Annotated in this window: 19 protein-coding genes and 1 pseudogene; 13 read left to right on the top strand and 7 right to left on the bottom strand. The window is 63.5% G+C overall.

Features of this window, described 5'->3' with window-relative positions:
* The first annotated feature begins 107 nt into the window (after positions 1-107).
* Both WS61_RS00685 and WS61_RS00690 read left to right on the top strand, forming a co-directional pair.
* Positions 108-533 carry a molybdopterin-binding protein gene (locus tag WS61_RS00685; RefSeq protein ID WP_059498796.1) on the top strand — a complete coding sequence of 142 codons (426 nt, stop codon included), beginning with the start codon at positions 108-110 and terminating at the stop codon, positions 531-533.
* Positions 534-608: 75 nt separating this feature from the next.
* Complete coding sequence (locus tag WS61_RS00690) at positions 609-1,196, top strand: nitrogen fixation protein NifQ (protein ID WP_059498797.1); 588 nt, start codon at positions 609-611, stop codon at positions 1,194-1,196.
* Positions 1,197-1,863: 667 nt separating this feature from the next.
* On the opposite strand, the gene WS61_RS00695 is transcribed toward WS61_RS00690, so the two are convergent.
* On the bottom strand, positions 1,864-2,535 hold the full coding sequence (locus tag WS61_RS00695; protein WP_059498798.1) for a ProQ/FinO family protein: 672 nt from the start codon (positions 2,533-2,535) through the stop codon (positions 1,864-1,866).
* Positions 2,536-3,171: 636 nt separating this feature from the next.
* On the opposite strand from WS61_RS00695, the gene WS61_RS00700 reads away from it, so the two are divergent.
* Complete coding sequence (locus WS61_RS00700) at positions 3,172-3,756, top strand: DUF2889 domain-containing protein (RefSeq protein WP_059498799.1); 585 nt, start codon at positions 3,172-3,174, stop codon at positions 3,754-3,756.
* A gap of 104 nt (positions 3,757-3,860) precedes the next feature.
* Here the strand turns inward: WS61_RS00700 and WS61_RS00705 are convergent, their stop codons facing one another.
* Positions 3,861-4,352, bottom strand: a complete 492-nt coding sequence (locus tag WS61_RS00705; RefSeq protein WP_059498819.1) for a flavodoxin family protein — start codon at positions 4,350-4,352, stop codon at positions 3,861-3,863.
* Between the two features lie 173 nt (positions 4,353-4,525).
* Positions 4,526-5,179 (bottom strand): TetR/AcrR family transcriptional regulator, encoded by a 654-nt coding sequence (locus WS61_RS00710; RefSeq protein WP_059498800.1) that lies wholly within the window; start codon positions 5,177-5,179, stop codon positions 4,526-4,528.
* Between the two features lie 83 nt (positions 5,180-5,262).
* Between WS61_RS00710 and WS61_RS00715 the strand changes: the two genes are divergently transcribed.
* Positions 5,263-6,387 carry an MBL fold metallo-hydrolase gene (locus WS61_RS00715; protein ID WP_059498801.1) on the top strand — a complete coding sequence of 375 codons (1,125 nt, stop codon included), beginning with the start codon at positions 5,263-5,265 and terminating at the stop codon, positions 6,385-6,387.
* A 129-nt stretch (positions 6,388-6,516) separates the two neighbouring features.
* A complete protein-coding gene (locus WS61_RS00720; RefSeq protein ID WP_059498802.1) occupies positions 6,517-7,533 on the top strand; it encodes an AraC family transcriptional regulator in 1,017 nt (338 codons plus the stop codon).
* A gap of 347 nt (positions 7,534-7,880) precedes the next feature.
* Here the strand turns inward: WS61_RS00720 and WS61_RS34650 are convergent, their stop codons facing one another.
* On the bottom strand, positions 7,881-8,135 hold the full coding sequence (locus WS61_RS34650; RefSeq protein WP_157692661.1) for a hypothetical protein: 255 nt from the start codon (positions 8,133-8,135) through the stop codon (positions 7,881-7,883).
* Positions 8,136-9,123: 988 nt separating this feature from the next.
* On the opposite strand from WS61_RS34650, the gene WS61_RS00725 reads away from it, so the two are divergent.
* Together WS61_RS00725 and WS61_RS00730 are read left to right on the top strand one after the other, a co-directional pair.
* The gene (locus WS61_RS00725; RefSeq protein WP_006497839.1) at positions 9,124-9,819 is read left to right on the top strand and encodes a ParA family protein; all 696 of its coding nucleotides are present in this window, start codon (positions 9,124-9,126) and stop codon (positions 9,817-9,819) included.
* Entirely contained in the window at positions 9,812-10,843 is a 1,032-nt protein-coding gene (locus WS61_RS00730) for a ParB/RepB/Spo0J family partition protein (RefSeq protein WP_059498803.1), read from the top strand. The genes WS61_RS00725 and WS61_RS00730 overlap by 8 nt, the downstream gene beginning before the upstream one ends.
* A 91-nt stretch (positions 10,844-10,934) precedes the next feature.
* Here WS61_RS00730 and WS61_RS00735 read toward each other — a convergent pair whose 3' ends face one another.
* Entirely contained in the window at positions 10,935-12,251 is a 1,317-nt protein-coding gene (locus WS61_RS00735) for a replication initiation protein (RefSeq protein WP_034208836.1), read from the bottom strand.
* Between the two features lie 2,437 nt (positions 12,252-14,688).
* On the opposite strand from WS61_RS00735, the gene WS61_RS00740 reads away from it, so the two are divergent.
* Entirely contained in the window at positions 14,689-15,003 is a 315-nt protein-coding gene (locus tag WS61_RS00740) for a hypothetical protein (RefSeq protein WP_059498804.1), read from the top strand.
* A 163-nt stretch (positions 15,004-15,166) separates the two neighbouring features.
* On the opposite strand, the gene gcvA is transcribed toward WS61_RS00740, so the two are convergent.
* Complete coding sequence (gene gcvA / locus WS61_RS00745; RefSeq protein ID WP_059498805.1) at positions 15,167-16,072, bottom strand: transcriptional regulator GcvA; 906 nt, start codon at positions 16,070-16,072, stop codon at positions 15,167-15,169.
* A 141-nt stretch (positions 16,073-16,213) separates the two neighbouring features.
* Between gcvA and WS61_RS00750 the strand changes: the two genes are divergently transcribed.
* The 3 genes from WS61_RS00750 to WS61_RS00760 all read left to right on the top strand — a co-directional run bounded on the left by WS61_RS00750 (position 16,214) and on the right by WS61_RS00760 (position 19,988).
* A complete protein-coding gene (locus WS61_RS00750; protein ID WP_059498806.1) occupies positions 16,214-17,512 on the top strand; it encodes an adenylosuccinate synthase in 1,299 nt (432 codons plus the stop codon).
* A gap of 259 nt (positions 17,513-17,771) precedes the next feature.
* Positions 17,772-18,722: a LysR family transcriptional regulator gene (locus tag WS61_RS00755; RefSeq protein WP_059498807.1), complete on the top strand. Its 951-nt coding sequence runs from the start codon at positions 17,772-17,774 to the stop codon at positions 18,720-18,722.
* 294 nt (positions 18,723-19,016) lie between these two features.
* Entirely contained in the window at positions 19,017-19,988 is a 972-nt protein-coding gene (locus WS61_RS00760; RefSeq protein ID WP_059498808.1) for an aliphatic sulfonate ABC transporter substrate-binding protein, read from the top strand.
* 60 nt (positions 19,989-20,048) lie between these two features.
* Here the strand turns inward: WS61_RS00760 and WS61_RS00765 are convergent, their stop codons facing one another.
* Positions 20,049-21,029 (bottom strand): AraC family transcriptional regulator, encoded by a 981-nt coding sequence (locus WS61_RS00765; protein WP_059498809.1) that lies wholly within the window; start codon positions 21,027-21,029, stop codon positions 20,049-20,051.
* A 587-nt stretch (positions 21,030-21,616) separates the two neighbouring features.
* On the opposite strand from WS61_RS00765, the gene WS61_RS00770 reads away from it, so the two are divergent.
* Together WS61_RS00770 and WS61_RS32340 are read left to right on the top strand one after the other, a co-directional pair.
* Entirely contained in the window at positions 21,617-22,510 is an 894-nt protein-coding gene (locus WS61_RS00770) for a LysR family transcriptional regulator (RefSeq protein WP_059498810.1), read from the top strand.
* A 211-nt stretch (positions 22,511-22,721) separates the two neighbouring features.
* Positions 22,722-22,846, top strand: a pseudogene (locus WS61_RS32340) (efflux transporter periplasmic adaptor subunit); the annotation flags it as partial.

The raw sequence follows: 22,846 nt of genomic DNA on the forward strand, positions 1-22,846 counted from the left end.
CATCCGCGACGCAATGCGCACCCGCGTTGGCGGTACACTGGCCGACGCACTTCCATTGATCTTCCGCCGCGGCCGCTCCGGCCGCGGCATCCACCCGGAGAGTCATCATGCGAACCAGCGCCCGCAACCAGTTCGCCGGCCAGATCGACGCCGTCAAACCCGGTGCCGTCAACGACGAAGTCACGCTGCGCACGCAGGACGGCCTCGAGATCGTCGCCGTGATCACCCACGGCAGCGCCGCGTCGCTGGGCCTCGCGGCCGGCACGAAGGCGTTCGCGCTCGTCAAGGCGTCGTCGGTCATCGTGATGGTCGACGTCGACAGCAGCAAGGTGTCGGCCCGCAACTGCGTCGCGGGCACCGTCGCGTCGGTCGCGAAGGGCGCGGTCAATTCGGAGGTCGTGATCAAGTCCGCAGGCGGTGCGGAGATCGTCGCGATCGTCACCAACGACAGCGTCGATCGTCTCGGCCTCGCGCGCGGCACCGCCGCATCCGCGATCTTCAAGGCGTCGAGCGTGATCGTCGGCATCGAGTGATCGCGTAACGAACGCGATGGCAACTCATCGTGCGCCGCGTAGAAGTGCGAACGGGCTCTCGTCCGGGGACTGACGATGACCGCTTCGGCCGATCGCACGCATGAACGGGTGTTGCAGTCGTTGCAATCGGCAGCGACCAACGCCGACGTACCCGACGCGCAGTTGTTCGGTGCACTCGTCGCGGCACGCGCGGGTCGCAACGAACTCTCGCTGCTGGGCTTGTCTGCCGGCCAGTTCGCCGGCCTGCTGGCCCGGCAGTTTCCGCATCTGCGATCGATCGATACCGCCGCGCTCGCGCCGGCGGTCGCGCCGCCACCGTTGCTGGCCGCCCACTCGGCATTCGTCGCGACGCTGCACGCACGGCTGATGGCCGACGCGAATCCCGCCGTCGCCCGCGACGATGCCGACTGCCTCGCCTCGATCATCGCGCATGCATGCCTGCGCCCCGATCATCTGTGGCGCGACCTCGGGCTCGATGGGCGCGACGCGGTATCCGCGATGCTCGAGCGCTTTTTCCCGGCGCTCGCCGCGCGCAACGTCGCTCATCTGCGCTGGAAAAAATTCCTTGCGCAAGAAGTAGCCGCATCGCTCGGCGTGCCGCCCGGACCCGCACCCGGGTGCCCGGGCTGCGAGGATTTCGGTTTCTGTTTTCGTCGAGCGTGATGGTTGTCGCGGCGACGTGCGTGCCGATGTCTGTGGCGTCGCATCGTCAGCCGGAACCTGTCGTTACGCGACGTCGACGCCACCTCCCGCTTTCACGCAACCCGCAGATCGCCGGTATTTCACGCAACGACGACCGAATGTTCGTCAAACGTGCAGGCGGTTGCCGGAGCGCGTTCCGCACCTCCAACAGGATCCGGCGACGAGCGGCTTCCAGTGCGCGAATGCCAAGACGTGCCTCGACGACGTGACGGCACTCCGCATGCCGGGACCGACGATCGGCTGTTTGCGTTTCCCATAAACGGGAACCGAGGCTGATCGCGTAGACTCCGGGCTCCATCAGCATCGCCGCGACCGGTATCGCACATAGCGTCGATCGACGATTTCCACGCAAACATTGCGTAAAACGAATTTCAGATTGACGCGCCGAATTAATCAGTGATGCATATTATTTCGCAATCGAAGCGTCTTGCGCACCAACGTCGATCGATGAACGTCAGTCGTCCGGTTGGGTTGTCTGTTCGACGAGGGAGGTGATGTACCGGCAGGTTTTGCGCCAGGGGAGGCAGTCCCGATCTGCCTCTGTCGAGACAGGTCGGTCTGTCGTGTCATGCGCTGCATGCGACTTGCATGCGGGGAAGCACAGTAGGTTCGACGAGCGTCGTGCGAATTACTCGTTGCTGGCCGCTTGTTGTTCGACCTGCGGCGCGGCGTCGGTCTGGACCTTCGCTTCCGCTTCGGCTTGCGCCGATTGCGGCGCGACAGCGGTCTCAGCCTGCTGCTCGATCTTCGGCTGCTGCGGCGCACCCTTGGCCGATTGTGCCGCGCCCTTGCCGGGGCGGCGAGCCTTCAGACGGCGCGCACGCGCCGCATCGTCGTGCGTCACGCGCCCGGCTTCGTTGCCCTGCAGATCGACGCGCACCGCGTCTTCGACGAGGCAGGACCAGTAGCGGTTGCCGCGGCACCACGTCGACATTGCTTCGCGCAGTTCGGCTTCGTTGAGGCCGACGGCCTGCGCTTCGCGTGCGAGATCGTCCCAGATGCCGACCTTGAGCGGCACTTTGGGGGCCGGATTCTTCGGGAACGCGCGCGGAAACTTCCGCTGCAGTTTGCCGATTGCGACGATGACCGGATCGACCGGCGCCGACGGCTTCGCCGAAGCAGGCTTCGCCCGGTGCTGCGCCTTCGCGCCGGCAGCCGGCTTGGCGCCGCGGGACGGCTGGTCGCCGGACTTCGGCTTCGCGCCGGCGTCCGTCGGCGCAGCCGGCCGCTTCGCGTTGCGCTCCTGCTTGGCCTTCGCTGCGAGCTGCGCCCGCAATTCGGCAAGTTGTTCAAAACCCATAAATTCAATCCACCAGGAATATAAGGTGTGGTTCGTGCGGCCGTGCCGTGCGGCACGAAAGCGTCGCCGCCATGCGTGCGGCCGGCCTGCCGCCGGTGCGGAATACTACGGGGCCGCATCGTGCACGCCACTCTGTTTTCAGGCACCCGGCCTCGATGCCGGACAAGACAGGATTGGAAGTATACCGGTACGCGGGACGGCCGGTTGACTCGCCGGTCTGAATTTGCCCGATCCGCGACGCCGAAAATGCGTCCGCGCGGTCGTGTTGCGCATTATATGGATACGTTTCCGGATGTCACGCCATTCGCGGCTACCACCGGAAATCGGGCTGTGCGTGCACCCGACACGCAGTCTTCCGCGCGACGGCCGTCGAACAGCGTCGTGCCGCATCCGCAACCCGTTGCGTGGCCCGCCGACGTCGCGCGACATACCGACCGTCGTTTGCACCGGCATCGGCGCCCGACTCGTTGCGTCCGCATCGATCGCGTCGCGGACGAAGATATCGGAAAGTGCGTAGTATGGCCGAATCGACTTCGTTGGCAGCATGTCCCCGCTGTTTTTAACCGCGCGCCCGATCGGCTGTGCGCGATCCCGTTGCCTGCGAAAAGACCCGGTTACTAGCGATGGAGCGGATGCATGGTTTCCCAAGACGACACCCCGCACGACGATGTCACGCGCGAGGAGATTCACCATCGGCAGATCGACATGCGCGGCTATCGACGCAGCGATGGCCTATTCGAAGTGACGGCCTGCCTCGCGGACCGCAAGACCAGCGATTTCAAGCCACCCGGCGGCACGCGGACGGTCGCCGCGCTGACGCCGCTCCACGATCTCGGCGTGACACTGGTCTTCGACATCGACATGGTCGTGCGCGCCGTATCCACGTTCATCCGTTCGCACCCGTATGCGCAGTGTCCGGGCGGCGGCGACTCGCTGCAGGCGCTCGTCGGATTGAACATCGGCGCCGGCTGGAACAGCGAGGTTCGCAAGCGCCTGCCGTCCTGCGATACGTGCACGCACCTGAAGGAATTGCTCGGCCCGATCGCCACGACGGCTTATCAGACGATGGTCGGCATGCGGCGATCGTCGCTCGATTACCGCGACGGCGACGGCAAGCCGCTCAAGATCGACAGTTGCTACGCATACGGCGCGTCGCGCGATCTCGTGAAACGTCTTTGGCCCGAATATCACCAGCCTCCGGCGACGGCAAAGGGCAGCTAGCGCGCCGGCATTCGGCCGGTTCGGCGTTTGCGGAACGGCATCGAGCGAACGGCCGCAGAGCCTGCCTTCGTCGATTCGGCGGATCGGCGCCGCCGCATCCGTCATCAGAAAATGCCCAGCGCCAGCCCAGCGGCAAGCCCTGCGCCCAGTTCGGCGCAACGTGCGAGCGCGTCGCGGTCGATCGTCTTCGTCGCGAGAATACGCTCCGGCGTCTGCGCATGCGTGCAGACGATCAGGCCGGGCGCGACGTTTTTCAGCCGCCATCCGGTCGCAATCCGGTCGATCTGGCGCAATGCGTTCTGTCCGTCGCTTCCCGCGCAGATCATCGCCGCATACGGACGGCCGTTCACGCGATCGAGCGCCGCGTAGTAGCAGCGATCGAAGAAATCCTTCATCAGCCCCGACATCGCCGCAAGATTCTCCGGCGTCGCGAACAGGTACGCGTCGGCGGCCAGCACGTCGTCTGCACTCGTCGCGTCCGCGCGCTGCAGCCTGACGTCGACGCCGGGCTGCTCGCGTGCCGCACCGGCAGCCGCTTCGGCCATCTGCTGCGTGCCTCCGGTCATCGTGTGATAGACGATCAACAGCGTCTTCATGGATAGTTGCTCGCGATCGGCTTTGGATGCGCCGACGGTATCGTCGAGTTTGGCCCGATGGCCGGTCGGCACGGATGGACGCCATTTTTCGGTCGTTTTCCGCGGATTGGCCGGTTTCGCGCATTGCAACGATTTCGATTCGCCCGTGCTTGCGGATGCTTCCGGTCGCGCGTTCAGTCCTGCGTGCGATGCGATGCTGTGCCGTCGTCCGGTCGCGCGTAGTACGCGAGGAACATGTCGGCAGCCGATTCCGCCACTTTCTGCTGCTCCTGCGCCGTCAACGGCGGCTGACCCATCGTGATCTGCGGCCAGAATGCGAATGCCTTCACGGCCCCATGCAACTGATGCGCGGCGAACACCGGATCGGCGACCGACAGACGACCGGCGGCCGCAGCCGCTCGCACCCAGATCGTGACGTCTTCCTCGCGCTCGCCGAGGCGTTCGACCATGTCGCGCGCCCGTTCCGGCGAATGAATGGCCGCGCCGATCGCGACACGCGCCAGCGCGATAAACGCCTCGTCGTTCATCAACCGCAATTTGCGGTCGAGCAGCGCGAGCAGTTGCTCGCGCAGCGGCACGTCGGCGCAATAGGTCGGCGAGTTGCCCGTCCGGGTCGCATCCCACAGCTTGTTCAGGATCGCGGCGAAGAGCGTCTCCTTGCCCGGGAAGTGGTTGTAGACGGTGCGCTTCGACACGTCCGCGCGCGCAGCGATGCGATCCATGCTCGTCGCATCGTAGCCCGCCGCAAGAAATTCCTCGATTGCCGCGTCGACAATGGCTGCACGCTTCCGGTCGGTCAGACGCTGAGGGGGAGTGCTGGTATCCATTTGGAAATTTTACACCGGGCAGTTTACTTATCCCAAAAATAAACTACACTGTTCAGTGTACTTTATTCTCCGGACGAACCGACATGGCATCGCCTCTCGTTTTGATTCACCGCATTCTTGGGTTCGCGGCAGCCCGACGTGGCCGGACGCTGTCCGGCAGTTCGCCGCAGCACAATGGCGAGCGCTTTGCCAATGTCGCACCGCGGCCTGCCGAAGGAGTGGGCAAGACGTTGAGAATCGCGTGGAACATGCTGGTCAACAAGCCGCGTCATACCGTGCCCGCCGGTGCCTTGCCCGTCGATTCGCTGGCCCGCGCGGAGCTCGACGCGGCGCCCGATCGCAGCCTGTACCGGCTCGGCCATTCGACGCTGCTGCTGAAATTGCGCGGCGAATTCTGGCTGACCGATCCGGTTTTTGCCGAGCGCGCGTCGCCGTTTCGGCGCATCGGCCCCAAGCGCTTTCATGCACCGCCGATCGCGCTGGAAGACCTTCCGCCGCTGCGCGGCGTGATCCTGTCGCACGATCATTACGATCACCTCGACCGCGACACGGTGCTCGCGCTCGCCGCAACCACGAGCGTGTTCGTGACGACGCTGGGCGTCGGCGATCGGCTGATCGAATGGGGTATCGACGCGAACAAGGTCCGCCAGCTCGACTGGTGGCAAAGCATGGACGTGGCCGGGCTGACGCTGACGGCGACGCCCGCCCAGCACTTCTCCGGCCGTAGCCTGTTCGACGGCAACAGCACGCTATGGGCGTCGTGGGTGATCGTCGACGACGACCTGCGCCTGTTCTTCAGCGGCGATACGGGCTATTTCGACGGCTTCCGGGAGATCGGCGAGCGCCTCGGGCCGTTCGACGTCACGCTGATCGAAACAGGCGCCTATGATGCGCAATGGCCGTACGTGCACATGCAGCCGGAAGAAACCGTGCAGGCGCACATCGATTTGCGCGGACGCTGGCTGATCCCGATCCACAACGGCACGTTCGACCTCGCCATGCACCGCTGGCAGGAGCCGTTCGAGCGTGTCACGGCGTTGGCGCTCGTGCGCGGCATCGAGCTGTCGACGCCGAGGATGGGCGAGCGCGTCGATCTCGGCGCACCGCATCGTGGTGAGCGTTGGTGGCGTACGGTCGACGAGCGCGCGGCAGCGCCGGCGACGAAATCGCGACGCTGGCAGTTTTGCGCATCGCAGGCGACGAAGTAGTCCACTAGGGCGCTACGTGCCTTCCGGGCCGATGGTGGTGTCGCGATTCCGGGCGGTGCACGCGTTGTTGGCCTCCTCCTTGCACGTCGGCGGGCTGTCCGTCGTTCCGATTACCCGAGTAGAGAAGTCATGCATCCGGTACCCGTCCGATACATACCCGGCCAACGAGACGATGACGTCGGCATCGCGGCGTTTGATCATACAGGCCACCGTTCGACCCGCCGCAGCCGCGAGAACGAGCTGCGACAGACGCTTGCAGAGCGCGTCGCGAAATGGACCGAAGGTGTCGATCACTTCAACACGGCCATTCCCAACCTGAGCTTTCATCGAAGGGAAGCACCAACGCTGCCGATGGAATGCATGGTCGAACCGAGCTTCGGCCTCGTCGTTCAGGGCGCGAAGCGGGTCATGCAAAGCGGGGACGCCTATATTTACGACGCCGACCGCTTTCTGATCACGTCCCTCGATCTGCCTGGTTCGACGCAGATCATCGAGGCCAGCTCCGACAAACCGTTTCTCGGGCTGGGCCTCAAGCTCGATTTCCGCGTCATGGCCGAGTTGATGATGCAAGTCGCACCGGATCACGACGATACGCCTGCAGGCCGCGGACTCGTCGTCGGCGACATGACTGAACCGCTCTACGACGCGCTGAACCGGTTACTCGCGCTGCTGGACGACCCGAACGCCATTCCCGTTCTCGCACCGTACGTCGAGCGGGAAATTTACTATCGGCTGCTGACGAGCGATCAGGGCGCCCGGCTACGCCAGATTGCGTCCACCGGCAGTCAGTGCAACCGCGTGTCACGCGCGATCCGGTGGTTGCGCGCGCACTATGACGAGTCGTTGCGCGTCGATGATCTCGCGGCGCAGGTTCAGATGAGCAGTTCGACCTTCCATCACCACTTCCGTCAGCTCACCGGCATGAGTCCGTTGCAGTATCAGAAATGGATACGGCTCAACGAGGCACGTCGGCTGATGCTGGCCGAGCGGCTCGACGCTGCGTCGGCGGCCTTCCGCGTCGGGTATGCGAGCCCAACCCAGTTCAACCGGGAATATAGCCGGCTGTTCGGTAATTCTCCGCGAAGAGATATCGATAGCCTGCGAGGTGGCGCGGACGTCTCGCTATCGATCGTGGCGAGTTATTGATTACGCCAAGCGGCGGTGGAGATGTGCCGGCATTGGAGGGGCTCAGTAAAAGTTCGGATCGGCTGCTCGCATGCGGGTTAAGTGGACAATTCCTTTTCCGGAGACTACGTTGTACTGGTCGCCCCCAGGATTCGTTCCCGCTCCTTCGGCCTGAGCTTCTTCTCGCGATGCGTCGAGATTCCCGGAATCGGGGAGCCGACACATGCGTTGTCACGTGACAACTGGAGCTAAATATCGACGTACGTCGGGTGGATTGGCGACTCGACGCGATTCAAAGGGCACGGATCTTCTGATACGTCGACGACCTTCTGCGGCTCCCCGCCCCAAAACGTATCAAAAACCACAAATCACGTACTAATAAAAACGAATCTGCGCTTGGCCACATCGGTTTTCAACATTGGTGCGCCGAAATAGCATACAGCCCCATTTCTCAGCGTCAACGCGTCCATTTTGCGTGAAACAACATGAAGAATATGGCGCAAGCCATTGCTACACAAGGATTTCCGGCAGACATCGATTTTCGGAGAATGTTTCACGACCCGGCCTGTTTGGATCGTCACATCGAGCCGGCGCACGGATTCAGCGCCAATTGCTGCCCACATGCGCGGTAATCTCGCGCTTTGCGGTCCGCGTACAGCACCGATATTTGTAGCGAAGCCAGCCCCCGCCCTATTGACCGGCATGAGCGGCAACGCCAAAGTCTCCTCATTTAAATAGGGACATATCGACGTCGCTGCGATATCTCCGTAGAGACATGCCTTGGCATTTGCTTAGGGGCGTCGTGTCAGCGTACGGGCGCACGTGCGACGACAGAGTGATCAGCCGCCATCGGATCTGGGCCTCGCCATCCCAGCCGGTCGCGGTCCTTTTCAACTCCGGCCGGTGCGCATCACTTTATATAGCTTCCCGCTGCCCAGCTACCAGACATCGGCTCTTGTTGTCACGTGACAACTCATCGATGCGCTCCCGAGTCCTGCGGACCCAAAGCTACCGACGATGCCTCCTCCGAGCATATGCTTCCTACGCCCTGAGGGTTGGCTCAACCATGACTACGCCTTAAGGATCGCAAAGTCGCTCCGGGGTCGGCTTCGAGGCGTTTGTCACGTGACAACTCATCTCGTTGCCACATCAGCGGACGTCGTCACGGGCCCTAATCGGAATAAAGCAATTTCTCCGCCGCCCGAGTCGCAATCGCGTCAAGGACTTCTCTGCAACGTACATCTCTAGAAAGAATCGAGTGCCAGGCGACTTGTCACGTGACAACTGTCTGTTTTCGCGCCGCAGACAACACACGGGCATGCGTTCATATCGAGCCACGAGTGAGATCAACGCACGATGAGGCGCCAAGTCTCCGTGCAATGGCTTCGTTACTGATGCCAAAGACAGTTGGATTTCTGTTGTTTATTGTTCTTTCTTCAATCTTGATCGATGGCCTTTATCGAATCACTGTCCGTGTATAGCACCCGGCCATTCGGCCTATTTGTCACATAACAACCACAACGATCAATAGAACATTCGTGATGCGGAGCAATTTTCTGGACATTCGAAGAATAACTACATATATTACGCAAAACTCCGTGGAGGAATTCAATGGCTTTCAAGATCGCCGTCAGTAATCAAAAAGGTGGAACTGGAAAGACAACCATCTCCGTCAACATCGCGGCTGCGTTCGAAGCCGGCGGCAATAAGGTCGCGCTGATCGATGCCGACCCTCAAGGCACTTCGGTCCGTTGGGTCACAAGTGGCGAGAACACACTCCCGATGACGGTCCTGTCGCTGGCGCCCGCCGGCCGCGGCATCGGCGGCGAGATCAAGAAGCAGGACGCAAATTTCGACGTAATCGTCGTCGATTGCCCTGGGAACCTCGAAGATCCGCGTATTGCATCCGTCCTCGAAGTGGCGGACTTCTGCCTCGTGCCGCTTTCGCCGTCGCCGGCCGATCTGTACAGCACCGTCGCGATGATCCGCATGATCGAGTCGATGCGCGCCGTTCGAAATCCTCAACTTTCTTCCGCATTAATGCTGAATAGCGTCAATGGAAAAACTAAAATGCGTGAAGAAATTTTAAAAATTCTAAGAGCTGAAGAAATAGGGGAGCATCTGCTCGATAGCCAGATCGCGCAACGCGAGGTCTATCGTCAGACGTTCGCACTGGGCACCACGATCCATCACCACAATCGATACCTGAAGGGCTTGAAGGAAGCCCGCGCGGAAATCGAAAAGCTGGTCACGGAAATGGCCCAATACATCGCGTCGACGCGCGCTACCGGAGCCGCCCATGGCTAAGGACACCTCGAAAGACAAGAAGCCTGCCGGCAACCTGCATCTGGCAGCCGGCCTGTTGCGCGGGCTCGCGCAGGAAAATGCGGCACTCGAGACGCGGCTGCCCGAGCCGGCGGCCGCATCGGCTGCCGTCGTCGAAGCGACGCCCGCCAGTGCCCCGGCAGCAACCGCGCCCGCCGGTACGCCCGATCTGGGCGCGCCGCAGAAAGTGCTGGTCAAGGACTGCATCCCGAACCCGTTCAACCCGCGCGTGTTCTACTCGGAATCGAGCCTGCACGAACTCGCACTGACGTTGAAGCGGGAAGGGCAGATCGAGCCGATCAAGGTCACGCGGCTCCCCGAGTTTCCCGGCAAGCTCGTCGTGATCGACGGGCAACGCCGACTGCGTGCGACGAGCATCAACGGCGACGAAACGATCAATGCGACGTTCCGCACGGATCACACGCCCGAGCAACTCTATACGATCGCGTATCGGGCGAACCACGACCACGAACGCCAGACGATCTTCGACGATGCGGTCGCGTGGAAGCGCCTCCTGGACGAAAAAGTCTTTGCTGACCAGAACACGCTGGCAGAGAAAATCGGCAAGGACAAGGCATCGATCAGCAAGACGCTGTCGCTGAATGCGTTGCCGAACACGCTGCTGGAACGGATGGCCAGTGCGAGCGACGTGGTCGGTCTGCAGGCCGCGTACTTCCTGAAGCTGATCTTCGAACGCCTGGGCGAGCCGACGGCCGACCGGCTGCTGACGGCCGTGATCGACCGGAAGAAATCCGTCCGCGATCTCGAGAATTTCCTGCGGACGCAGAGCGACGGCGCCAAGAAGGCCGGACGCACGCGCTACAGCGTTCGTCATGACTTCGCGCTCGAATCGCGCGCGATCGGCCAATTGAAGACTTATCCGGACGGGCGTCTGGACCTGCAGCTCAAGGGCGTCGACGCATCCCACCAGGAAGCGCTTGCCGACAAGCTCAAGACCGTCATCGACGCGTACGTCGCCGATCTGGCGACGGCCACGTCGAAGTAACGCGCCACCGGCACAAGGCCTCGCCTCCGCGCTGCGTCGCGAAGCCGAACCGCACGACGGTCCGGCGCACGGCACGGTAGCGAGGCCTCGTTCAGTTGCCGGCGAGGCTGCTTTTGAGCAGGAATTCCAGCAGGTCGTCCGAGGTCGGCTCGCCCCAGGTGTCGAGCGCGAGCCATCGGAAGAAGCTGGTCTGCGCCAGCTTGCTCGCCTTCTTTTTCGGCGACAACGTCAAGTCCTTCGAACCCGCCACCGTCTCGTTGTAACGCTCGATCAGCTTGGTCTGGTCGTCGATCTCCAGTTCGCGGAAATACGCACCGGCTTCCTCGACCTTCGCCGCCAGATACTTGTCGCGAATCTGTTCCTGCTTGCTCTGCGCGGATTCCTTCGCCGGCGCGACCGTTTCGGTTCCCTGCCCATCGGCCAGCGTGTAACCGTGCGTCAAAGCCTTGCGGAAATACGCGGCCACGTTGTCGACGGGCGCCGCATTCTTCTTCGTAGTCCGATTGAGCGTATAGGCGATCGCCGCCTTGATGCGCTGCACGCCGTATTGCGTGATCAGCCGGCGCGCTTCCGAGCGCGGAATACCGAACTTCGCGACCTCGTCGACCAGCGCTTCGTTCTTGACGTCGCCGTCTTCGACCGTATCGGTGCTTTCCTTGCGTGTCACCTTGAATTGCACCGCTTCCACGCTGCGGCCGGATTTGTGTTCGATCAGCTCGAGCGTGTGGTCCGATACTTCGTTCACCTCCTGGATGCACGGCACCAGCACCTTGCTCTTGAACAGCTTGTATTCCTTGTACGACTGCGATGCCTTGTCCTGACCGAGAATGAGGTCACGGAATTTCGGCAGCGGAATCTTCGCGGTGATGCCGATCCCTTCGTAGCGCACCGTGTTTTCCCACAGCGCGAGCGAGTGCGACCGCCGGAACTCGCGAGCGATCCGCATATCGATCAACGCGTAGATTTCGGGATTGAGCAGTTCGCTGCGGATCTGGTCGGAGAAGCTGTACTTCAACACCGATTGCTCGAGTTCGGCGCCGGCGAGCAGGCCCGACGCTTTCCAGACCGTCGAACGGTCCGCGGCCAGGTAGTCCCAGTTGACGACGGTACTGATCAACGAGTTGACCGTGTCCTTCACGTACTTCGTGTTGTTGCTGTTCAATCCGCTCTCGTGCGACAGCGACGCGATCGAGATCGAGAAGCTCGTCCGGCCCGGTTCGAACGCCTCCTGCCGCAGCGCGTTCTTGATCAACGAGCTGAACATCTTGCGCTGCTGCAGACCGATCTTTCCCGACTTCGGTGCGATATGAATCGCCTGGACCGCCTTGCGCAGCAAGTCGGGAGGCTCGGGTGTCTGAAACAGCGAAACCTGTTTGTCTGAGCCTTTGCTTGCGGGCTTGCGCGGCATCGTGGTGTCCGGGTAAGGTTGCCTTATTGAAAGCGGACTTTATACCTTTTCGTGCCGCGGAGCAACGTCCTCGTTCCAGCATCACTTTCACTATCCGGCCTAACTACCGGATATAAAAGGAAAAACCTCGGCTGCGCGATTCGTGCGGGGCCCCATATCCGTCTACCTTTTGGTCAAAAAGCCTCCCAAAAGCCGCTACCTTTCCCGGGTGGACAGAGAAACCCGGCACAAGATTTGCCACCGCGAAGGTAGCCATCCATGGGAGAAAATGAGCGGAATCGAGATCGCCGGAAGGATACGTGGTGCCCTGCAACACGACCGAGGTTTCTCCCATAAATTGCTACCTTCATCGATTCCCATAGGAGGCTACCCGTCAGCACCGTCGACGGAATTGTTTTTCGTCCTGACGGTAGAAAACGCTCCCATAAACGGCAACCATCTATTTTCCCCATAAAAGGTAACCTGTCCACGGCCTCGGCCCTGTCTATGGGAACGCTTCGCGGGATCCTTGTGCAAAAGGCGCCGAATTGATCAAGACCGACTCCCATGAATGGGTACCTTCGAGGCTTCCCATAACTGGCTACCCTACGAAAATCGCTGTGCCAATATCCAACTACCGACCGAGAAAAACATCCCAGAAAAGGCTACCTTCATGGGTTCCCATAGACGACTACCCAGCGCGATCTACGGTCGATTTCCCATAACCGGATACGTTCGTCCCATATCCACAACCCTGATTCCCCACAACCCGGTACCCCAAACCCCAAATCCACAGACCTGAAACCCCATGTCCTTCCACCTGTGCTCCCATAAATGGGTACCGAACACCGCTCAAACCCTTACCCGACAAGGCTGTGAGCCGTCTAAAAGTAGTTAAAGAAGTAAACGTGGTTTACCAAAGATGTAAACACACGTGTGCTTGCACAGAAAGACGAACCCCATAAACCGCTACCAATGGGAGCCGTCTGTGGGATACCAAACGCCCGGAACGCTCGACTCAGGCTGACGTGGCCCCCGTTTGAGGCCTGTTCCGGGACGACTTCAAGCCTGACAAGACTTCCCGAAGAGGTGAGCGCCCACTCACAAATATCGAAACGTAGAAACCTATGGGAAGAAATCCCCGGATTCAGCGTAGAGGTTCCCGTTTATGGGACCCAAAAACTTGCCCGGTGACCCTCTTGGCACCTGTGATTGACCGGCGGCATGGATCCCTCGCTTTCCTCCACTGCAGTTCGAAATCATCCCGGATTGCCTGCGAGTGGTTTTTTGTACTCGCGCCGCATCGTCTGCGGACAAGTTTTGTCGATCGCCTGTGATGCCGCTCGTCAAATTTAGCCTGTGGACTGTGCCGCGAGGAATCCGCGCCGGGCTGTTTTTCATCTCCACGCCCATCCGTTTTTCTACCTTTGGAGCCCCCACCCGGGAAGTCGTGCTGTACCCGTCACAGGCAACGAGGGACCCACACGAGGCTCGAAAACGAACCGGGTGCCGAAATGCCCCCGCACAGAGTGGGGCCGCCGGGGACGATCTTGACGGGATGCATCGAGATCGTTGCGAGCCAACGTGAAGATGCCGTCGGTGCCGAAGCTCACCGTAATCGAATTCCACGATGCTCCCGGACATGCTCACCTTTCCGAAAACCGGAATCCCGTAAAAGCTCACCGATCAAGCGAAGCACAGGTATCAGCAAGCTGTGTAGATTGCCGTTCCGTCCGCCAAAGCATCATCGACGGGTGCAAACAAGAAACGATCAGCATCCCCATACGTGACGCCCGATGCGTCGGCAAGCCCGGTCGTCGCATGGGCAGACCGGCCTTCACAGAGCCATGTGCACATCCGCGAGACGAGCGCTGCTCGTTCACGATGGATTTCGGCCCATTCGTGTAATCAATCATGCGACGTCTTCACCGCTCGCACAGCCCCGCCATTTTCGTCAGACCTTGCCAGTCGACAACAAGCCGTGCCTCCACGGCTAGCCTTCTGCATTGCAAGGCGGCAACGGTTGCCGGACGAATCGCCGCATGCCGCAACGACGCAACATAAGCGTGATCGCCGACGACGCGAATCGTGGTCGTTTATGGGAGGAACCGCCGTTCGAGCCGCGTCGAACGATGACGCGACGCACGGATCGACTACTGTGCGGCGATCGTGCAAGCACGACGATACCCACGTCGCGCACGAGTGTATCGATATCACCACCAGTGAAACAGCCGTCGGCGCCGCGCGTCGCCGCGTGCCCAACGATTTCCGTCATCGAACCCGCGAACCAAGGGTCTCCCATACGTGTATCCCAATTCCGTCAGCACGTTGGCGCCACATTTTTTGCGACACGGTTATGATGCTCTGGTCCTGACCGCGACATGACGACTGGTCAGGGCAGGGGCGGTATCTCGATGGTTTTCAAACCGTGATGGTCATCAAAAAAGAGAGTTCAGCGATGCGAATCCAGATCAGAAAACTCACGCTGGCTGCGACTGCAGCCGCTTTCCTGTTCGGCTCGGCCGTTCCGGCGTTTGCGCAGACCGACGCCGCCAGCGCACCGGCTGCACAGGACGCCAAGGCCGCGAAGAGCGAAGCGCGCAAGGCGGCCAGGGCCAAACGCAAGGCCGAGCACAAGGCTGCGCGTGCGAAGAACACCGCCGAGCTGAAGAAACTCGAAGACGCCGGTTACAAGCCGGCGGCCAATGATCCGAACTATCCGCAGAATCTGCAAAACGCGGAAAAGAAGGCCGGCGCCGCAGCCAGCCAGTAAGTCAGTAAGCGTTGTCCGGCGGCAAGCCACGGTTCGATCCGCGGCTTGCCGCGTGCGTCGCGGTCGCGATGCACGAAGGCAAGCACGTCCGAACGTTTACCCGATTCGATTCGGAATCCTGCCTATCGTGAAGAGGCACGGCACGACACGCATGCAGCTGCTGTCAGCGCCGCCCGCCCGACGCAGTAGCGCTTCCCGTTGCCTTCAACCAGTCCTTGAACGCGCGTACGGCGTCGTCGTCCGCCCGCGCCGACGCCACATACGTGAAGTAGCGCCACGGCGGCAGCGCCGGTTCGCTGAACGGCTGAACGAGGCGGCCTTCGGCGATGTCGTCGGCCACGAGCGCGATCGGCCCCATTGCGACGCCGAGACCGTCGAGCGCGCCTTGCAGCGTCAGGTAGAAATGCTCGAGCGTGAGCGAGTGTCGCGGGACGAGATTCGGGTGCCCGGCCGCGGCGAGCCATTCAGGCCACATGCCCGGATAGGTTGCCGCGTGCAGCAGCGTGAAGCCCGCGAGATCGGCGGGCGTATCCAGCGACCGGCCCTCCAGCAACTTCGGCGCACACACCGGCAGCCGGATTTCGGACAGGAACTCTTCCGCGACGTATCCATCGATGGCCTGCGGGCCGCCGCGAACGATGAGGTCGACCTTGTCGCGCAGCTTTTCGATCGGCTCGTTCGACGTCGACAGCCGCACCTCGATAGCCGGATGCGCAACCTGGAACGACGACAGCTTGGGGACGAGCCAGCGCAGCGAGAACGTCGCGGGCGCGCTGACGCGCAGTACGCGCTGCTGTGCATGGCCGAAGTGCTGCGCGGTGGCGAGTGCGATCCGGTCGAACGAAGCGCCGACCTCGGCGAGGTACGCGCGCCCGGCCGCGGTCAGTTCGACGCGCCGGTTGTGGCGTTCGAACAGCGGCCGGCCGAGCCATGCTTCCAGTTGCTGCACATGCCGGCTGATCGCGCCGTGCGTGACGCACAGCTCGTCGGCGGCCAGCGTGAAGCTGCCGAGCCGCGCGGCGGCTTCGAACGCGCGCAGCGAATTCAACGGAGGGAGTCGTCGGGCCATTGCATCGGTTCGCGTGAAATTTACTCACACGATGGTTCAGGTTTAATCGTTTGATCGGGCGATTCGGCTACGCCAATATGGCACACAAACGGCCGACCTGGGCTGAACAAGTGTCTGAATTTCTCACATGGAGTACGGAACATGCCGAACGTGGTGGTCGTGGGCGCCCAATGGGGCGACGAAGGCAAGGGGCGCATCGTGGACTGGCTGGCGGCACAGGCCGATCTCGTCGCGCGCTACAACGGTGGCCACAACGCGGGTCACACGCTGGTCGTCGGTGGCCGCACGTACAAGCTCGCGCTGCTGCCGAGCGGCATCGTGCGCGGCAAGCGCGGCGTGATCGGCAACGGCGTGGCGCTCGACCCGGAAGCGCTGCTCGCGGAAATCGGGCGAATGGCCGCGCTCGGGTTGTCGGTCACGCCGAACAACCTGTCGATCGCGGAGAATGCGACGCTGGTGCTGCCGATTCACCGTGCGATCGATCAGGCGCAGGAGCGTTTGCGCCGCGAACCCATCGGCACCACGCTGCGCGGGATCGGGCCGGCCTACGAGGACAAGGTCGGGCGTCGCGGGCTGCGCGTCGGCGATCTCGCGGAACCGGGCGGGCTCGCGGCCAAACTCGACGTGCTCGTCGACCATCACAACGCGTGGTTCCGCGGCTTGGGGCTCGACGCGTACGATCGCGACGCGATGCTGACGACGCTGGTTGCGCTTGCACCGAAGATCCTGCCGTTCGTGCGTCCCGTCTGGGCCGACCTCAACGACGCGGCCGATCGAGGCGAGCGCATTCTGTTCGAGGGTTCGCAGGCCGTGATGTTGGACATCGACTGGGGCACGTATCCGTTCGTGACGTCGTCGGGCACCGTCGCGTCGGCCGCGGCGGCCGGCACCGGGCTCGGTGCGGCGAAGCTCGGCCACGTGCTGGGTGTCACGAAGGCGTATGCGACGCGGGTCGGCGGCGGTCCGTTCCTCACCGAGCTGACCGACGCGACCGGCGAAACGCTGCGTGCGCGCGGACAGGAGTTCGGCGTCAATACCGGCCGGCCGCGACGCTGCGGATGGCTCGATGCCGCGCAACTGCGTCAGGCCGTGAGGGTCTCGGGCATCGATTCGCTGGCGCTCACCAAGCTCGACGTGCTCGACGGCTTCGAGTCGATCGAGCTGTGCGTCGGTTACGAATTCGACGGCGTGCGTGTCGACCATCTGCCCGCGAGCCTCGACGCGCAGTCGCGCGCGAAGCCGCTCTACGAACGGTTCGAAGGCTGGCAAGGCTCCGTGAAGGGCGTGCGCGAGCGTGCGGCGCTGCCCCGAGCCGCGCAGGATTTCATCGCGCGCATCGAAGCGGTGGCGGGCGCGCCGGTTTCGATGATCACGACCGGCGCGGAGCGCGACGATACGATCGTGTTGTGCAATCCGTTCGATGCGGCGGGCGCCGCGTAACGCGCGAGAGACGCGAAGGGCACCGATCGCGAGGGGCTCATGGTCGGCGGGTGGTTTTTGCCGACCGCTTCCGTTGGCTGTCGGCACCTTCGATACGCATGTACGCGCGGCTCGGCGGCACGATTCCGCATCCGGATCGTGCCGCATACGGCGAACTGGACACGCCTGCAACGCTGCTGTACTGTTCCGCACGATTCGCGCCAGACCGGCGTGTGCCGGCGGCACGGTGGCGCGACGTGACAATCCCGGGGACAGGTCGATGGACACGTTACAGATGATGCGCATTTTCGTCCGGGTCGCGGAGGAGGGCAGCTTCACGAGCGCGGCCCAGCGCCTGGACATCACGACGGCCTATGCGTCGCGCTCGGTCGCGCAACTCGAAACGCATCTGCGCACGCGGCTGCTCAACCGCAGCACGCGCCGCATCGCGCTGACCGACGCCGGGCAGCGCTATCTCGACCGCTGCCAGCGTATCCTCGGCTATATCGACGAAGCGGAAGCCGAGGCGGCCGATGCACAGGCGAAGCCGTCCGGACGGCTGCACGTTCACGCGACGACGAGCTTCGGCCAGTCTTACGTGGTGCCCGCGGTCGTGCGCTACCGTGAGCGCTTTCCGTCGGTCGCGGTCGAGCTGACGCTGTCGCAGCACGTGCCCGACATCATCGACGAAGGCTACGACGTGTCGCTGCAGCTGAGCACGACGGAGCTGCCCGATTCCGGGCTGGTGTCGCAGCGGCTCGGCGACGTGGGCAGCGTGTTGTGCGCGTCGCCTGCCTATCTGAAGACGCGCGGCACGCCGCGCACGGTGAGCGATCTCGCCGGCCATGCGTGCCTGCAGATCGTCACGCCGCTTTTTCCGCGCGACCGCTGGCATCTCGACGGCCCGAACGGTCGCGAAACGTTCGAACTGCCGGTGCCCGATTTCCAGGTGAATATCGCCGATGCGCTCGGCGCCGCGCTGCGCGCGGGGCTCGGGATCGGCTCGCTGCCGATACCGGCTGCGCTGCCCGCGCTCGCGAGCGGCGCACTGGTGCGCGTGCTGCCCGACTACCGGCTGCAGAAGCTGACGGTCTATACGTTGTATGCGTCGCGTCAGTATCTCGATGCGAAGATCCGCACGTTCGTCGATTTCCTGCGGGAATGCGTTCCCGAGCTGCTCGCCGCCGACGAGGCCGCATTGAACGCTTGCTGCCCGTCCCGTCACTCCTGATTTACGCAAGGCCTGATTTACGCAAGGTCGGTATCGTGAGTACCGACCACCGTCTTCCGGCTCGATGTAATTGATTCGGAATCCTGCATTAAAACCGGGAGGCGAATGCATGTGCACACGGACGGTTCCGGACAACGCTGCTCGTGCCGGTGGCAGGTCCTTATGAAAACGCTTGCTTTCGATATCGAACATCGTTGGTTCGGCGTGCGGCGGCCGCCTTTTAGAATCGGTTCGACCTGCTTCATCGCCTGCGCGCGCTCCCGCTCGCGCCCACTTCATCGAACCCGAAACGACATGGCAGATCGATACTCCAGTACCCGCCGCCGGCTGCTTCATGCCGGCCTGGCAATCGCGGCAGGCGCCGCCGCCCACTCGGGCCTTGCGCTGGCCAGTGCGGCCGGCACGCGTACGTTGCGCATCGGTTATCAGAAAGGGCCGCTCAGCCTGCTGAAGGCGCGCGGCACGCTGCAGGGCAAGCTCGCGACACTCGGCGTGAACGTCACGTGGACCGAATTCCCGTCGGGCCCGCCGCAACTCGAGGCGCTGAACGCGGGATCGATCGATTTCGGCGATGTCGGCGAAGCGCCGCCGATTTTCGCGCTCGCGGCCGGCGCGCCGCTCGTCTACTACGCGCAGACGCCGGCCGGTCCGGCAGCCGAAGCCGTGGTCGTCGCGAAGGATTCGCCGGTCAAGACCTTTGCCGACCTGCGCGGCAAGCGCATCGCGCTGGTGAAGGGATCGAATACGCACTTCCTGCTGGTCCGGCTGTTGCAGGCCGCGAAGCTCGGTTATACCGACGTCACGCCGGTCTGGTTGTCGCCGTCCGATGCGCGGGCCGCATTCGAGAACCGCTCGGTCGATGCGTGGATCATCTGGGATCCGTTTCTCGCGGTGGTCCAGCAGGCCTTCGGCGCGCGCATCGTCGCGGACGGTACGGGGCTCGTCGAGAACCGCGGCTACTACTTTGCATCGCGCACGTATGCGCAGCGCAATGCCGACGTGCTCGATGCGGCCGTGTCGGAACTGGCGACGATCCAGCGCTGGCTCGATGCGAACCGCGCGCAGGGCGCGGCCGAATTCTCGAAGCTATGGGGGATTCCGGAGCCGGCCGTGGCGCTCGCATTCCGCCGCGCACGCTTCGGTGTCGAGCCCGTCACCCGCGACACGCTCGCGTACCAGCAGCGCATCGCGGACGTATTCCATCAGGCCGGCATCCTGCCGAAGCGCGTCGACGTCAGCCTGGCCGCACCGCCCTCGCTCGCATGAGCCGGGAGCCGGCCCGACGATCGGGTTCGCGGTGAGCAGCGAGCCCGTTGCGATATCCGTTCATGGTGCGACGCGCGACAGCGGTACCGCTTCGCCGCGCAGTCTCGCGACGTCGCGGCCAGGCGCGTCGCCGAACAGCCGCGCGTATTCGCGGCTGAACTGCGACGCGCTCACATAGCCGACGCTTCGGCACGCCTGCCGCGCGTCCATCGCCGACAGGCACATCAGGCGGCGCGCCTCCTGCAGCCGCAGCACCTTCTGGCATTGCAACGGGCTCATCGACGTGACCGCACGGAAGTGATGGTGGAAAGTCGACGGGCTCATCTCCACCCGTCGCGCGAGCGCGTCGACCGCTATCGGATCGAGGTAGTGGTCGCGAATCCATGCGACGGCGCGCGAGATCCGTTGAGTCGTCGAACCGGCGTCGCCGATCTGCGCGACGCGTGTGCCCGACGGGCCGCGCAGCAGCCGGATGAGGATTTCGTCGACGATCAGCGGTGCGAGCAGGTCGAGGTCGTCGGGCTGTGCGATCAGTTGCATCAGCCGCGCGACGGCGTCGACGATTTCGGGCGTCGCGTCGAGCGTGTCGAGCGCGCGGTAGTCGACGGTTTTCGGCAGCCCGTGCGGAAAGACCACCGGCGTGAGCGCCGCGATGCGGTGCGGATCGAGCGCGAGTTGCGCGTAAAGGAACGGTTCGGCCGGGTTTGCGCGGGTCACGCGTCCGGTCACGGGCAGGTCGGCGGTGGCGACCAGCATCCGCGATTCGTCGATCGGGTAGGTCTCGTCGCCGACCCGCATCGACTTCGCGCCTTGCCCGACGATGCTCAGGCACGCGTGGTGCACGCCGTGGTTCCACTGCGGCGACGGCGCGCAAGCGCGCGCGACGCGCATGCCGCGCAACGGGAGGTCGAACATGCCGTCGTGCGGCGCGTACGCAGCGATCAGCGCCGCGAGCCGGGCCGCGGGCGACAGAGCGCGCGTCCGAGCATCGTGATCAGGCGGGTTGCGCGGTTGCGGTGGCGTTTCGGCGTCGATTTCCATGTTGCGTAAGCGGGTGGCGGCGTGGTCGATGCAATGTGCGCGGCTGCGATCCGTTGTCGCGGTGCAGGCACGGCGGTCACATCGTACGGCCAGTTGCGTGCGCGGGATTGCCTAAACCTGTCCGAAATTAGCCCGATCATCCGGACCTGCATGGTCGGCGATCGTGCCGTCGTCGTTGCACGGTGTGCAGCGCACAAATTCGGAAATTAAGGCAAAACAATCGCAGGATCGGGCAAGCCATTTTTCGGTGGTTTCCCTACCATTGCACCTGCTGAAGGAAATGCGATTCAGCGCGCCCGGATGATGCGGGCAACATCGTCCGCGTGATGCGCGGCCGCCGCCATGCCGCGTGCGTCGCCCCGCGAATCGCCGGAAAAGACTCAGGACTGCTATTGAACGATCGTGCATCGGGCTTGCCGAGGCCGGTTTGCGTCCGTTGCAAGCCGGCCCGTGCGTGTCGCACGTGTCGACCGACCCGGCTGAGCCGGTGTCGGTGCCGCCGCATTGGCCGGGCCGTTGGGGGCCGGCTGTGGCGCGGCGGCGGTGCAGGCATACGGGCAGTCGTTCGCGCAGGGAAATCCGGACAAATGGACCAACTTCAATCGATTCGGGCATTCGTGACGGTGGCAAGAGAAGGCGGGTTTCGCCGGGCGGCGACGCGGTTGCGCGTGTCGACGGCGATGGCGAGCCGGCTGGTCGATGCGCTCGAGACGCGCCTCGGTGCGCGCCTGCTTCAACGCAGCACGAGCCACCAGTCGCTGACGGAAATCGGCGAGCTGTATCTCGCGCGCGTCGAGCGGATTCTCGGCGCGATCGACGAGATCGACGGCCGCTTCGTCGCGATGGGCAGCAAGCCGGAAGGCGTATTGCGCGTGGCCGCGCCGGTCGCGTTCGGGCTCAGCCAGTTGAGCGCGTTGCTCGATCGCTTCGTGCACCGGTTTCCGGACGTGCGGCCGACGGTGACGCTGACCGATACCCACATCGACCTGACCGCCGAGGACATCGACGTCGCGTTCCTGACGGACGACATGCCGGTGTCCGGCGCCCATGCGCTGCATACGCTGGCCGCGTACGAATCCGTGCGGGTCGCGGCGCCAGGTTACGTCGCCGCGCACGGAGGCGCGGCTGCGTCGGGCGACTGGCCGGACATCGCGGCCGTGCGGCTGGAGCAGCCGACGGCTGACGACGATCACGCGGCCGGGAATCGATCCGGCGCGACGCCCGGCAATACGGGCGTTGGCCATCTCGAGATGGCGCGGCGGCTGGCCGTGGCCGGCATGGGTGCGACGGTGCTGCCCGCGTATCTCGTCGACGCCGATCTGGCGGCCGGCACGCTGGTGCGTGTTGCGCCGGCCCACCCGCTCGCGCCCGTCACGCTGAAGCTCGCGCATGCGCGCGCTGCGCGTCTGCCGGCCGCCGCTCGTGCGTTCATCGAATTCGTCGGCGCTGCGTTCCGGCCCGCGAGCCAGCGGTCTGGCTGAACCCGCGGCAACGTGAGCCCGCCGGACCGCGGGCTTGCCGTTCTTTTTCGGAAGCAGTTCGGTACACGAACGCTTCGCAGGGTGCAACGCACACCCGCAACACGCGTCCGCATCCGCGGTGGACAGGAAGCTGCAGGTCCGCCGCGCGTCAGGGCCATGAGGAGATCTGGTGATTCCCATTGAAGGTCGTCTAATTGTGAGAGGTCGCTCCATGCGCGTCGAACGGGTTCCATACCGCTTAATCACCGCCGCAACGGCTGCCGTTTTCCTGGCCGCGTGCGGGAAAAAAGAATCGGCACCGCCGCCGCAAACGCCGGAAGTCGGCGTCGTCACCGT

This window comes from Burkholderia sp. ABCPW 11 (assembly GCF_001523445.1).
GTDB lineage: Bacteria > Pseudomonadota > Gammaproteobacteria > Burkholderiales > Burkholderiaceae > Burkholderia.